This is a genomic window from Streptococcus oralis subsp. oralis (assembly GCF_002096595.1).
Classification (GTDB): Bacteria; Bacillota; Bacilli; order Lactobacillales; family Streptococcaceae; genus Streptococcus; species Streptococcus oralis_D.
Genome location: NZ_NCUR01000010.1, coordinates 158,862 through 173,320 on the forward strand (window position 1 = coordinate 158,862; position 14,459 = coordinate 173,320).

The 14,459-nt window shown below is 38.0% G+C and carries 11 protein-coding genes; all 11 read left to right on the forward strand.

Annotation, left to right across the window (positions count from 1 at the left end; all coding sequences use genetic code 11):
* Window positions 1-49 precede the first annotated feature (49 nt).
* The 11 genes from rnc to B7714_RS05205 all read left to right on the forward strand — a co-directional run bounded on the left by rnc (window position 50) and on the right by B7714_RS05205 (window position 14,449).
* The gene (gene rnc, locus B7714_RS05155; protein WP_084859843.1) at window positions 50-748 is read left to right on the forward strand and encodes a ribonuclease III; all 699 of its coding nucleotides are present in this window, start codon (window positions 50-52) and stop codon (window positions 746-748) included.
* On the forward strand, window positions 739-4,278 hold the full coding sequence (smc, locus tag B7714_RS05160) for a chromosome segregation protein SMC (protein WP_084859844.1): 3,540 nt from the start codon (window positions 739-741) through the stop codon (window positions 4,276-4,278). Before rnc ends, smc begins: the two co-directional genes overlap by 10 nt.
* Before the next feature lie 144 nt (window positions 4,279-4,422).
* Entirely contained in the window at window positions 4,423-5,349 is a 927-nt protein-coding gene (locus B7714_RS05165) for a bifunctional riboflavin kinase/FAD synthetase (protein ID WP_000633642.1), read from the forward strand.
* A gap of 147 nt (window positions 5,350-5,496) precedes the next feature.
* Entirely contained in the window at window positions 5,497-6,990 is a 1,494-nt protein-coding gene (locus tag B7714_RS05170; protein ID WP_084859845.1) for a type I restriction-modification system subunit M, read from the forward strand.
* A gap of 12 nt (window positions 6,991-7,002) precedes the next feature.
* Complete coding sequence (locus B7714_RS05175; protein WP_084859846.1) at window positions 7,003-7,545, forward strand: restriction endonuclease subunit S; 543 nt, start codon at window positions 7,003-7,005, stop codon at window positions 7,543-7,545.
* A complete protein-coding gene (locus B7714_RS05180; RefSeq protein ID WP_084859847.1) occupies window positions 7,542-8,660 on the forward strand; it encodes a restriction endonuclease subunit S in 1,119 nt (372 codons plus the stop codon). The genes B7714_RS05175 and B7714_RS05180 overlap by 4 nt, the downstream gene beginning before the upstream one ends.
* 82 nt (window positions 8,661-8,742) lie before the next feature.
* Complete coding sequence (locus B7714_RS05185; RefSeq protein WP_084859848.1) at window positions 8,743-9,006, forward strand: AbrB family transcriptional regulator; 264 nt, start codon at window positions 8,743-8,745, stop codon at window positions 9,004-9,006.
* Window positions 8,975-9,385 carry a type II toxin-antitoxin system death-on-curing family toxin gene (locus B7714_RS05190; protein WP_084859849.1) on the forward strand — a complete coding sequence of 137 codons (411 nt, stop codon included), beginning with the start codon at window positions 8,975-8,977 and terminating at the stop codon, window positions 9,383-9,385. The genes B7714_RS05185 and B7714_RS05190 overlap by 32 nt, the downstream gene beginning before the upstream one ends.
* A gap of 112 nt (window positions 9,386-9,497) precedes the next feature.
* Entirely contained in the window at window positions 9,498-10,463 is a 966-nt protein-coding gene (gene xerA, locus B7714_RS05195; RefSeq protein WP_084859850.1) for a site-specific tyrosine recombinase/integron integrase, read from the forward strand.
* Complete coding sequence (locus tag B7714_RS05200; protein WP_084859851.1) at window positions 10,429-11,070, forward strand: restriction endonuclease subunit S; 642 nt, start codon at window positions 10,429-10,431, stop codon at window positions 11,068-11,070. The genes xerA and B7714_RS05200 overlap by 35 nt, the downstream gene beginning before the upstream one ends.
* A gap of 28 nt (window positions 11,071-11,098) precedes the next feature.
* A complete protein-coding gene (locus B7714_RS05205) occupies window positions 11,099-14,449 on the forward strand; it encodes a DEAD/DEAH box helicase family protein (protein WP_084859852.1) in 3,351 nt (1,116 codons plus the stop codon).
* Window positions 14,450-14,459: the final 10 nt, after the last annotated feature.

Here is a 14,459-nt window from a genome sequence, read left to right on the forward strand (position 1 = left end):
TTTTTTTGATATAATAAAAGAGACTGTTATCAGTTAGAAAGAGGTTGGTATGAAAGAATTACAAACTGTACTAAAGAAGCGTTTTGCAATCGAATTCGCAGACAAAAACTTACTGGAAACGGCCTTTACTCATACGAGTTATGCCAATGAGCACCGCCTCTTAAAAATTTCACACAATGAGCGCTTGGAATTTTTAGGAGACGCTGTTCTGCAATTATTGATTTCAGAATATCTGTATAAAAAATATCCTAAGAAACCAGAGGGAGATTTGTCCAAACTCCGTGCTATGATTGTCCGTGAGGAGAGTTTGGCTGGTTTTGCGCGTGATTGCCAGTTTGATCAGTTTATCAAGCTAGGAAAAGGGGAAGAAAAGTCTGGTGGGCGCAATCGTGACACTATTCTTGGAGATGCTTTTGAAGCCTTTCTAGGAGCATTGCTTTTGGACAAGGATGTTGCTAGAGTAAAAGAGTTCATCTATCAGGTCATGATTCCCAAGGTTGAAGCAGGTGACTTTGAAATGATTAAGGATTACAAAACACACCTGCAAGAGTTGCTCCAGGTCAATGGCGATGTGAATATTCGTTACCAGGTGACCTCTGAGACGGGGCCTGCCCATGACAAGGTTTTTGATGTAGAAGTTCTGGTCGAGGGCAAGAGTATCGGAAAAGGTCAAGGCCGTTCTAAAAAATTGGCAGAACAAGAGGCCGCCAAAAATGCAGTTGAGAAAGGGCTGGATTCATGTATTTAAAGGAAATTGAGATTCAGGGATTCAAGTCCTTTGCTGACAAGACCAAGGTCGTCTTTGACCAAGGTGTGACAGCTGTCGTTGGGCCCAATGGTTCTGGGAAGTCGAATATCACAGAAAGTCTGCGATGGGCCTTAGGGGAGTCTAGTGTCAAGAGTCTTCGTGGTGGTAAGATGCCCGACGTTATCTTTGCTGGAACTGAAAGCCGCAAACCACTCAATTATGCCTCTGTTATCGTGACCTTGGACAATGAAGATGGCTTCATCAAGGATGCAGGGCAAGTCATTAAGGTAGAACGCCATATCTATCGTAGTGGTGATAGTGAGTATCGGATTGATGGCAAAAAAGTTCGCTTGCGTGATGTGCACGACCTTTTCTTGGATACAGGTTTGGGACGGGATTCCTTCTCCATCATTTCTCAAGGGAAGGTTGAGGAAATTTTTAACTCCAAGCCAGAGGAACGCCGTGCTATTTTTGAAGAAGCTGCGGGTGTTTTGAAATACAAGACTCGCCGAAAAGAAACAGAAAGCAAACTGCAACAAACTCAAGACAATCTCGACCGCTTAGAGGACATTATCTATGAGTTGGACAATCAAATCAAGCCCCTTGCAAAACAAGCCGAGAATGCGCGCAAGTTTCTTGACTTGGATGGTCAACGCAAGACGATTTATTTGGATGTACTGGTTGCCCAAATCAAGGAAAACAAGGCTGAACTAGAGCTAACAGAAGAAGAGCTAACGCAGGTTCAGGAACTCTTGACCAGTTATTACCAAAAGCGTGAAGAGTTAGAAGAAGAAAATCAAAGTCTTAAAAAGAAACGCCAAGATCTTCAGGCTGAAATGGCCAAGGATCAAGGAAGCTTAATGGATTTGACTAGTTTGATCAGTGACTTAGAGCGAAAACTAGCCCTATCCAAACTGGAATCTGAGCAAGTAGCCCTTAATCAACAAGAAGCGCAAGCCCGTTTGGCGAGTCTGGAAGATAAGAGAAAGGCTCTAAGTAAGGAAAAGGCTGAAAAAGAAGCGAACTTGGAACAGTTAGAGAAAAGTCTAGCTGAAAACAACAAAGAACTCAATCATCTAGAAGCAGAATTGCTAGCTTTTTCAGATGATCCTGACCAAATGATTGAGCTCTTGCGTGAACGCTTTGTCGCTCTTTTACAAGAAGAAGCGGATGTTTCAAACCAACTGACTCGTATCGAGAATGAACTAGAGAACAGCCGTCAACTATCTCAAAAACAAGCAGACCAACTTGAGAAACTGAAAGAACAACTGGCTACAGCTAAAGAGAAGGCCAGTCAACAACAGGCTGAGCTTGAAACTGCCAAGGAGCAGGTTCAGAAATTATTGGCAGACTACCAAGCTAGTGCCAAGGAGCAAGAGGAGCAGAAAGTTTCTTACCAAGCCCAGCAGAGCCAACTCTTTGACCGTCTAGACAGTCTCAAAAACAAGCAGGCTAGAGCCCAGAGTTTGGAAAACATCCTAAGAAATCATAGTAATTTTTATGCGGGTGTTAAGAGTGTTCTTCAAGAAAAAGATCGTCTTAGTGGGATCATTGGTGCAGTCAGTGAACATTTGACCTTTGATGTTCATTATCAAACTGCATTGGAGATTGCACTTGGAGCTAGTAGTCAACATATCATTGTGGAAGATGAACATGCGGCAACCAAGGCAATTGATTTCCTAAAACGTAACAGAGCTGGTCGTGCAACATTTCTTCCACTGACGACTATCAAGGCACGTACGATTTCTAGTCAGAATCAAGATGCTATCGCAGCAAGTCCAGGATTTCTGGGAATGGCAGATGAGTTGGTGTCGTTTGATAAGAGACTAGAAGCCATTTTCAAGAATTTGCTAGCTACCACGGCTATCTTTGACACCGTAGAACATGCCCGTACGGCAGCTCGTCAAGTTCGTTACCAGGTTCGTATGGTGACGCTTGATGGTACCGAATTGCGTACAGGTGGTTCCTACGCGGGTGGTGCCAATCGTCAAAACAACAGTATTTTCATCAAGCCAGAGCTGGAGCAATTACAAAAAGAAATTGCTAAAGAAGAAGCTGACTTGCGGTCAGAAGAAGCGACTTTGAAGACCTTGCAAGATGAGATGGTAGTATTAACAGAAAGATTAGAAGCTATCAAATCTCAAGGTGAGCAAGCTCGTATTCAGGAGCAAGGCTTGTACCTTGCTTATCAACAAACCAATCAGCAGGTCGAAGAACTGGAAACGCTTTGGAAACTTCAAGAAGAGGAATTAAATCGCCTATCTGAAGGAGATTGGCAAGCGGACAAGGAAAAATGCCAAGAGCGCCTTGCTACTATCACCAGTGAAAAGCAAAATCTGGAAGCTGAGATTGAAGAGATTAAGTCTAACAAAAACGCTATTCAAGAACGTTATCAAAACTTGCAGGAACAGATTTCTCAAGCGCGCTTGCTTAAGTCCGAACTGCAAGGACAAAAACGGTACGAAGTGACTGATATTGAACGCTTAGGCAAGGAACTGGATAATCTGGATATCGAGCAAGAGGAGATTCAGCGTCTCCTCCAAGAAAAGGTTGATAATCTTGAGAAAGTTGATACGGATCTGCTAAATCAGCAGGTGGAAGAGGCCAAAACTCAGAAAACAAACCTCCAACAAGGTTTGATACGCAAACAGTTTGAGTTGGATGATATCGAAGGTCAGCTGGATGATATTGCCATCCATTTGGATCAGGCTCGTCAGCAAAATGAGGAGTGGATTCGCAAACAAACACGTGCTGAAGCCAAGAAAGAAAAGGTCAGCGAACGCTTGCGCTATCTACAAGCTCAATTAACTGACCAGTACCAGATCAGCTACACTGAGGCTCTAGAAAAAGCGCATGAGTTGGAAGAACTCAATCTGGCAGAGCAAGAGGTTAAAGATCTTGAGATAGCTATTCGCTCACTCGGTCCAGTCAATTTGGATGCTATTGAACAGTACGAAGAAGTCCACAATCGTTTGGATTTCCTAAATAGTCAACGAGATGATATTCTGTCTGCTAAAAACCTACTCCTTGAGACCATCACAGAGATGAATGATGAGGTTAAGGAACGCTTTAAATCAACCTTTGAGGCTATTCGTGAGTCCTTTAAAGTGACCTTTAGACAGATGTTTGGTGGAGGTCAGGCAGACTTGATATTAACTGAGGGCGATCTTTTAACAGCTGGTGTGGAGATTTCTGTTCAACCTCCAGGTAAGAAAATCCAATCTCTCAACCTCATGAGTGGTGGTGAAAAAGCCCTATCGGCCTTGGCCTTGTTGTTCTCTATCATTCGAGTCAAAACTATTCCTTTTGTTATCTTGGATGAGGTAGAGGCGGCGCTGGACGAAGCTAATGTTAAACGTTTTGGGGATTACCTCAACCGCTTCGATAAGGATAGTCAGTTTATCGTCGTGACCCACCGTAAGGGAACGATGGCGGCAGCTGATTCTATCTATGGAGTTACCATGCAAGAATCAGGTGTATCTAAGATTGTTTCGGTTAAGTTAAAAGACTTGGAAGAAACAGTAAACTAGTTACCAAACGATAGCATCTCTTAGGAGGTGCTATTTTTTAAAACTCATAGCTTGGAATTGTCTATCAAGGTCAGTTCAGACGCAAAAAACGACATTTGGGATTTCCTCTTAGCGAAAAGACTTGCTCTATGATATAATAGTTTCATGATTACAACAGTACCTATTAAGAACGAAAAAGACATTGCAGTACCGGGAAAAACAGTCCTTGTACTAGGTTATTTTGATGGCATCCACAAGGGGCATCAGAAACTTTTTGAAGTGGCCAGCAAGGCTTCAATGAAGGATTATCTGCCAGTTGTCGTGATGACTTTTACAGAGTCACCAAAACTTGCCTTACAACCTTACCAACCTGAGCTCATGCTCCATATCGTCAATCATGAGGAACGGGAGCACAAGATGAAGTGGCACGGAGTAGAGGCTCTTTTCTTACTGGACTTTAGTAGCAAATTTGCTAGTTTAACGGGTCAAGAATTCTTTGATACTTATGTTAGAGCCTTAAAACCAGCGATTATCGTAGCAGGATTTGATTACACCTTTGGTTCAGATAAGAAAACTGCAGATGACCTGAAGGACTATTTTGATGGAGAGATCATCATTGTTCCTCCAGTTGAGGATGAAAAGGGCAAGATTAGTTCTACACGGATTCGTCAGGCAATTCTTGATGGAGATGTAAAGGAAGTCAATCATCTGCTCGGCACTCCGCTCCCATCTCGTGGAATGGTCGTTCATGGAAATGCTCGTGGGCGGACTATTGGTTATCCAACAGCCAATCTGGTCCTAAGAGACCGAACTTACATGCCAGCTGACGGTGTTTATGTAGTCGATGTCGAGGTGCAACGTCAAAGATATCGTGGCATGGCGAGCGTTGGCAAAAATGTCACCTTTGATGGAGAAGAACCACGTTTTGAAGTCAATATTTTTGACTTTTCAGATGATATTTACGGTGAGACAGTCATGGTCTACTGGCTGGACCGTGTTCGCGATATGGTCAAATTTGACTCCGTAGAGGAACTGGTAGACCAACTCCAGAAAGACGAAGAGATTGCTCGAAACTGGAAGGATGGAGAGTAGAAAAGTTTAAAAAAGTGAACCATATTTTGTGTTTGCTTTTTTATTTTTGAAAGAAATTTTTATAGCGAGAAACATAATTGAAGCTTGATTGAAAATCTGTTAAAATAGTGATATTCATAACTTTAAAACCAAAGAAAAGAGACTAGTATGATTACAGGCGAATTAAAAAATAAAATTGATCAGCTGTGGGAAATGCTGTGGACTGAAGGAAATGCAAATCCTCTAACAAATATTGAACAATTGACTTATCTTCTATTTATGAAGGATTTGGATAGTGTCGAGCTTGGACGCGAAAGCGATGCTGAGTTTCTAGGAATTTCTTATGAGGGAATTTTTCCAAAAGACAAACCTGAATACCGTTGGTCGACTTTTAAAAATATGGGAGATGCTCAGGAAGTCTATCGTTTAATGACACAGGAGATTTTTCCATTTATGAAGAATCTTAAGGGTGATACTGATGATACAGCTTTTTCACGTTATATGCGTGAAGCTATCTTTCAAATAAATAAACCTGCTACGCTCCAAAAGGTGATTTCTATATTAGATGAATTTCCAACCAGAGACTCAGGTATAGACTTTGATAGTGACACACAGGGGATTAATGATATTGGCGACATCTATGAATATCTGCTATCAAAATTGTCAACCGCAGGTAAAAATGGACAATTTCGTACACCTCGTCACATCATCGATATGATGGTTGAGTTGATGCAACCAACTATCAAGGATATTATCTCAGATCCTGCTATGGGGTCTGCGGGTTTCTTAGTATCTGCTAGCCGTTACTTAAAGCGTAAAAAAGATGAATGGGAAACCAATCCAGATAATATCAACCATTTTCATAACATTATGTTTCATGGGAATGATACGGATACAACTATGCTTAGACTTGGTGCAATGAACATGATGCTGCATGGAGTGGAAAATCCACAAATTAGTTATCTTGACTCGCTATCTCAAGATAATGAAGAAGCAGATAAATACACTTTAGTGTTAGCAAATCCTCCATTTAAGGGATCGCTTGACTACGATTCAACTTCAAATGATCTTCTTGCGACTGTAAAAACCAAAAAAACAGAATTACTTTTCCTTGCTCTTTTCTTGCGTACATTGAAACCAGGGGGACGTGCAGCAGTTATTGTACCTGACGGTGTCCTCTTTGGTTCTTCTAAAGCCCATAAAGGAATTCGTCAGGAAATTGTAGAGAATCATAAATTGGATGCTGTAATATCAATGCCAAGTGGTGTTTTCAAACCTTATGCTGGAGTTTCAACTGCCATTCTCATCTTTACAAAAACTGGAAATGGTGGAACGGATAAGGTCTGGTTTTACGATATGAAAGCAGATGGTTTAAGTTTGGATGATAAACGACAACCGATCAGTGATAATGATATTCCGGATATTATTCAACGTTTCCATCAACTTGACAACGAAGCAGAACGTAAGAGAACGGATCAGTCTTTCTTTGTTCCAGTCGATGAGATAAAGGATAATGATTATGATTTATCGATCAATAAATACAAAGAAATTGAGTATGAAAAAGTTGAGTATGAACCAACAGAAGTCATCTTAAAAAAAATTAATGATCTAGAAAAAGAAATTCAAGCTGGCTTGGCAGAGTTAGAAGAATTACTCAAGTAGGGAGATGGATGTATGAAAAAAGTGAAGTTGGGGGAAGTGGTAACTCTGAAAAAAGGTAAGAAAGCCACTATACTTAATGAACAAACGACTCTAAGTCAACGTTATATTCAAATAGATGATTTGAGAAATGACAATAATCTAAAGTTCACTGAAAGTTTAAATATAACTGAAGCACTTCTAGATGATATTCTGATAGCTTGGGATGGTGCTAATGCAGGAACAATTGGCTATGGATTATCGGGAGCTGTTGGTAGCACTATTATGGTCTTAAAAAAGAATGAACAATACAAAGACGAGATTATATCAGATTATTTGGGAGTTTTTTTGGAAAGTAAATCGCAGTATTTAAGGTATCATTCAACAGGCGCAACAATTCCCCATTTAAATAAAAATATATTACTTGATCTAAAATTAGAATTGTTACGTATCGAAGAACAAGAGAACATTATCTGTATTCTTAATATCATCAAAAGACTTATTACTAAAAGAAAATGTCAATTGGAAGAACTAAACTTGCTCGTCAAATCCCGATATTTCGAGGAGGTTGTTGTATGAAGAAAGTGAAGTTAGGGGAAGTGGCTACTTTTATTAATGGCTATGCTTTTAAACCTCAGGATTGGTCATTTGAAGGAAAAGAGATTATTAGAATACAGAATTTGACTAAAACTTCAAAAGAGATAAATTATTATTCGGGTACGATTGATAAAAAATATATTGTTGAAGATGGTGATATTCTTATTTCTTGGTCGGGGACATTAGGGGTTTTTGAGTGGTGTGGAAAATCCGCAGTGTTAAATCAGCATATTTTTAAAGTTGTTTTCGATAAGATAGATATCGATAAATCATATTTTAAATATGTTGTTGAAAAAGGTTTGCAAGACGCTATAAAACATACTCATGGTTCCACAATGAAACATTTAACTAAAAAATATTTCGATAATATTATGGTTTCATATACAAATTTGAAAGAGCAACAAAGAATTGCAAGTGAACTGGATTTGTTAAGCAAGCTGATTTTAAGGAGACAAGAACAACTTGAAGAGTTTAATATACTTGTAAAATCCCGATTTAACGAGATGTTTGGGGATCCTGTTTTGAATGATATGGGTTGGGAGATTGAAACACTAGATAAAGTTGGAACGATTGGTAGAGGTGTTTCTAAGTATAGACCACGTAACGCTTCGGAATTATTTGGAGGAATCTATCCGTTTATACAGACAGGAGATGTAGCTAATTCAGGAAACTATATTGTAGATTATCATTCTACATATTCTGAGTTTGGTCTTAAACAAAGTAAATTGTGGGATAAAGGAACATTATGTATAACTATCGCAGCTAATATAGCTAAAACAAGTATATTGGCTTTTGATTCATGTTTTCCAGATAGCATTGTTGGTTTTATTCCAGGAGAAAGAACCAATAATATGTTTATTCATTATTGGTTTAGTTACTTTCAAAAGATGCTAGAAAGTCAAGCTCCAGAATCAGCTCAAAAGAATATAAATTTAAAAATATTAAGTGAACTAAAAGTAATCCTCCCCCCTCTAGCCCTCCAAAACGAATTCGCGGACTTTGTGGCTCAGGCCGACAAATCACAATTGGCAATTCAAAAATCTCTGGAAGAATTGGAAACCTTGAAAAAATCACTTATGCAGGAATATTTCGGTTAAGCTCTGAGATGAAATAGCAGTTTTACACTATCATTGTAATTACCGTAATTATTTGTTATAATACTTCAAAGGAGGAAATCAGATGGTCGTAAAAACAAGAAAACAAGGAAATTCAATCACCATTACGATTCCAAGCGAATTCAATATTCCAAGTGGTGTTAAATACGAAGCAAAATTGTTACCAAGTGGTGAAATTATCTTTACTCCTGAAGAATTGGATCATCAGGTCTCTTATGCTTCTGATGATGCCTTTAACTTAAAATTGGATACAATTTTTGATGAATACGATGATGTTTTCAAAGCTTTGGTGGAAAATGACAGTCTATCTAACAGAAAAGCAAATTGAAAAAATCAATGCTTTAGTAATTCAACGGTATTCTCCAAAGGAGCAAATTCAAACAGTTAGTGCTTCAGCGTTAAATATGATTGTGAACTTACCAGAACAATTTGTTTTTGGCAAACCTCTTTATCCAACAATTTTTGATAAAGCAACAATATTATTTGTCCAATTGATAAAGAAGCATGTCTTTGCCAACGCCAATAAACGAACAGCTTTCTTTGTTTTGGTGAAGTTTTTACAATTAAATGGTTATCACTTTACTGTTTCCGTGGAAGAAGCGGTTGATATGTGCGTGACTATAGCGGTAGAAGCTTTAACTGATGAAAAAATGATAAGCTACTCTAAATGGGTTTCTCAACATTCTGTCAGAGAAAAAATAAGCTAGTATGTTGGATTTGAATGAGTATTAGAAAATAAACAGACAATATTAGAATTCTGAAATGCAGAAACTGATATTGTCTCTTTTTATTGATGAGTAATAATGAAAGTGAGAATTTATGGAATCAAAAGTTACAATTATCATACAAGAAATGTTACCCCTTTTAAATAATGAACAATTACTAGCATTGCGAGAGAGTTTAGAGCGCCATCTAGTGGATGGAAAAAAGAAGCAGAAGCATTCGAATAATAATCTGTTGCAACTATTCATAACTGCTAAGCAGGTGGAGGGCTGTAGCGCAAAAACAATACGTTATTATCAGAGAACAATTGAAAATTTGTTTCATCATATTAAGGAGTCTGTGACACAACTGACAACAGATGATTTAAGGAGTTATCTAGCAAATTATCAGTCTGAAAAGGACTGTAGTAAGGCGAATTTGGACAATATTCGGCGTATATTGTCCTCTTTTTTTGCTTGGCTTGAGCAAGAGGAATATATCATCAAGAATCCTATTCGAAGGATTAAAAAAATTAAAACAGAACAAACTGTGAAAGAAACTTATACGGATGAACATCTCGAAATTATGAGAGATAATTGTGAAAATTTAAGAGATTTGGCAATGATTGACCTACTAGCATCAACAGGTATGCGTGTAGGAGAACTGGTCCAGTTGAATCGTTCTGATATTGATTTTGAAAACAGAGAGTGCGTTGTTTTCGGAAAAGGAAAAAAAGAAAGACCCGTATATTTTGATGCTCGTACGAAAATTCATTTAAGAAACTATCTCAATGATAGAAAAGATAGTCATCCAGCTCTTTTTGTAACGCTAGTTGGAAAAGCCCAGAGACTTGGAATTGCTGGTGTCGAGATTCGATTGAGAAAGTTAGGACAAAAACTTGGAATACAAAAGGTTCATCCACATAAATTCAGAAGAACCCTAGCGACTAAGGCGATTGATAAAGGAATGCCTATTGAACAAGTCCAAAAACTACTTGGTCACAGCAAAATTGATACAACCCTGGCCTATGCCATGGTAAACCAAAGCAATGTCAAACATTCACACCAAAAATTCATCTCTTAACTGCAAATCCCGATTTAACGAGATGTTTGGGAAAAATAAGCGATTTGAAAGCCTTGATAACTTATTTGATATTATAGATGGCGACAGGGGCAAAAATTATCCGAAATCAGATGAGTTGTTTGATGAAGAATATTGTTTATTTTTAAATACAAAGAATGTTACAAAAAACGGATTTTCATTTAATATAAAGCAATTTATCACTGAAACAAAGGACAAATTACTTAGGAAAGGTAAATTAGAACGTCATGATATAGTTTTGACAACAAGAGGTACCATTGGAAATGTGGCCTACTATGATGAATCGATTAGTTATGATCATTTACGTATTAATTCAGGTATGGTAATTTTGCGTGCTAAGAAAACTGAATTAAATAGGCAATTTATCCTTCATGTTTTAAAGGATGATAATTATTATAAACGATTAATATCTGGCAGTGCTCAGCCTCAGTTACCAATAACAAAAATAAAAAAAATATTACTTCCCCTTCCCCCTCTTTCCCTCCAAAACGAATTCGCAGACTTTGTAGCTCAGGTTGACAAATCACAATTTGCTTGTGGGATAGTTATAAAACTGTGGAGAAATAGCTTGAAATCTAGTATAATATAGCTATCTATTTATTCAAAGTGAGAGAAAAATGGGAAATTTTGATTTTCTTTTAAATAACGAAGAGTATGAATCTTTTTCAAAGCCTTGTATAGAAGCTGAGAATATGATCGCAACATCTACTGTAGCTACTGCTTTTATGGCACGCCGTGCTTTGGAGCAGGCTGTTCATTGGATATATAGTCACGATTCATATTTAGAAGCTCCCTATCGTGCCACCTTATCTTCTTTGGTATGGGATGATGATTTTAGAGAGATTGTGGATCCTGAGCTCCATAGGCAGATTGTTCTTTTAATTCGATGGGGAAATCATGCTGCACATGGTGGAGAAATTAAGGAACGAGAAGCGATTTTGGCTTTGCATCATTTGTATCAATTTGTCAATTTTATTGATTATTGCTACAGTAACGAGTTTGTGGAGCGTTATTTCGACGAGCAGTTATTGCCACTTTCAGCAAACATCAAGTTTCGAGAAACGCCACAATCTATGGCAAAATTACAAAACAGTTTGCCAGATCTTCCTGATTTCGATGAACAGATGGCTAGTCAATCCTTAACTATTCAAGAGACTTATACTGAAAAACGTGAAACAGCAGCTCTACGACAAGATGTATCTTTCCATATCGATCAACTATCTGAAGCAGAGACAAGAAAACTCTTTATTGATATCGATCTCCGTTTAGCAGGTTGGACATTTGAGGAAAACTGTCGTGTTGAGGTAGCCGTTCATGATTTGAAGCATGGTACAGGAACTGGATATTGTGACTATGTTCTTTATGGTAAAAATGGAAAAATTCTAGCAATTGTTGAGGCCAAAAAGGCATCTGTGAATCCAGAAGTAGGGGAGGTGCAGGTCAAGGAATATGCTGAAGCTCTTGAGAAACAAATCGGCTATCGGCCAATTTGCTTTATTACCAATGGTTTAAAGCACTACATACTTGATGGTGTTAATCGTCGCCAGATTGCAGGGTTCTACTCTCAAGAAGAGTTGCAACTTTTGATGGATAGACGTCACTTGCAAAAACCACTCGAGGATATTTCTAGCAAAATTAGGGACGACATTTCTGGACGTCATTATCAGAAACATGCGATTACAAGTGTCTGTGAAGCATTCTCCAATAATCGGAGACAGGCACTCTTGGTTATGGCAACTGGGTCTGGGAAAACCCGTACAGCGGTTTCCCTAGTTGATATCCTTTCGCGTCATAACTGGGTAAAAAATGTTCTTTTTTTAGCTGATAGAACTTCCCTAGTTAAGCAAGCTTATGATTCGTTTAGGAAATTACTTCCAGATCTTTCAGTTTGTAATTTCTTAGAGGATAAAGATAGTGCTCGATCTAGTCGTATGGTTTTTTCAACCTATCCGACTATGATAGGAGTGATCAGTGATCAAGAAGAAGTAAATCAACGCCCCTTCACTGTTGGGCACTTTGATCTCATCATAATTGACGAGTCTCACCGTTCTATTTATCAGAAATACAAATCAATTTTTGATTATTTTGATGCGAGGATCGTAGGATTAACTGCCACTCCGCGTCAAGATTTGGATAAGAATACCTATGGTTTCTTTAACTTGGAGAATGGTGTTCCAACATACGCATACGATCTGGAAGAGGCTGTCAAAGATGGTTATTTAGTAGCTTATCATTCGATTGAAACTAAGTTGAAACTACCAACGGATGGTCTACATTACGATGATTTATCCCAAGACGAAAAAGAATATTTTGATAGTCAATTTGAAGATGGTAGTTCTGAGAAAGATATTGATCCTGAGGATTTTAATACCTCTATTTTCAATAGAAAAACAGTCAAAATTGTTCTAGATGAACTAATGACAAGAGGAATTCAGACAGCTTCAGGTGACGAAATTGGTAAAACCATTATCTTTGCTAAAAACCATCGACATGCTGAATACATCAGAGATATTTTTAACGAACGTTATTCAGAAAAAGGAAGCGATTATGCTCAAGTGATTGATTATAGCATTAAGCATTATCAAACCTTAATTGATGATTTTAAAATTAAGGAGAAATACCCTCAAATTGCAATTTCTGTTGATATGTTGGATACAGGTATTGATGTACCAGAGGTTGTTAATTTAATCTTTTTCAAGAAAGTGCGTTCTAAAACTAAGTTTTGGCAGATGATTGGCCGTGGAACCCGTCTTTGTAAAGATTTATTCGGCCCTGAGCAGGATAAGGAAAATTTCTTGGTATTTGATTATGGCGATAATTTTGAATATTTCAAAGCTGATCCAAGAGAAGGAGATGGTCGTCACATTGTTTCTCTGACTCAACGTTTGTTTAATATCAAGGTGGACTTGATTCGTGAACTGCAGGAGCTTCGTTATCAAGATGATCAGTTTGCTAGAGAATACCGTCAACAACTCGTCTCAGAACTTCATGAACGTATGGTGAGCTTAAATGAGTTAGACTTTAGGGTTCGTATGGTTTTAGATACAGTTTATACTTACAGAAAGTTGGAAAATTGGCAAAATCTAACGACCGTCACAAGTGAAACAATCCAGAAAGATCTTTCGCCGATTCTATTTGAAGAAAATAAAGAAGACGAGATGGCGAGACGATTTGATTTATGGCTGTTTCAGATACAGTTAGGACAACTGTTGGCTAAGCCAGCAACTGTCCATATATCTCAAGTTATGAAAACAGCTAAAGCCCTTGCTAGGGTTGGCAATATACCACAAGTTTTTGCACAGGCTGAAATTATCAGGAAAGTACAAGAACCTGAATTTTGGGAAGAAGTTAGTTTATCCGAGTTGGAAAAAATACGCCTTGCGCTTCGAGATTTACTACAGTTTCTGGATAAACCGGAACGCACTGTATATTATGTCAATTTTGATGATCACATTCTTTCCACTGTCCATGATACTAAGCCATATTTACAAGTCAATGACCTGCGATCTTATAATGAAAAAGTTGAACATTATTTGAAAACTCATCTAGATGATGAAGCAATTTCTAAGTTATACCATAATGAAAAATTGACCTCTCAAGATTTACTTGCACTTGAAACATTGCTATGGGAAAAATTAGGTAGCAAGTCAGATTACCAACAACATTATGAAAATAAGGCAATTCCTAGATTGGTTCGTGAGATTATTGGTTTAGATAGAGAGGCTGCCAATCAAGTTTTTTCTAAATTTTTATCGGATGAGAGTCTCAATGCCAAGCAGATTTCCTTTGTGAAATTGATTGTAGATTACATTGTAGAAAATGGTTGCTTGGAGACTAAAGTTTTAACACAAGAGCCGTTTAAATCGTATGGTTCAGTTCAACTACTCTTTCAACACCAACTCCCTATACTTCGTAATATTGTCCAAACAATTGAACTCATTAATGATCGAGCTGGAGAAGCAGCGTAAATAATAAGAG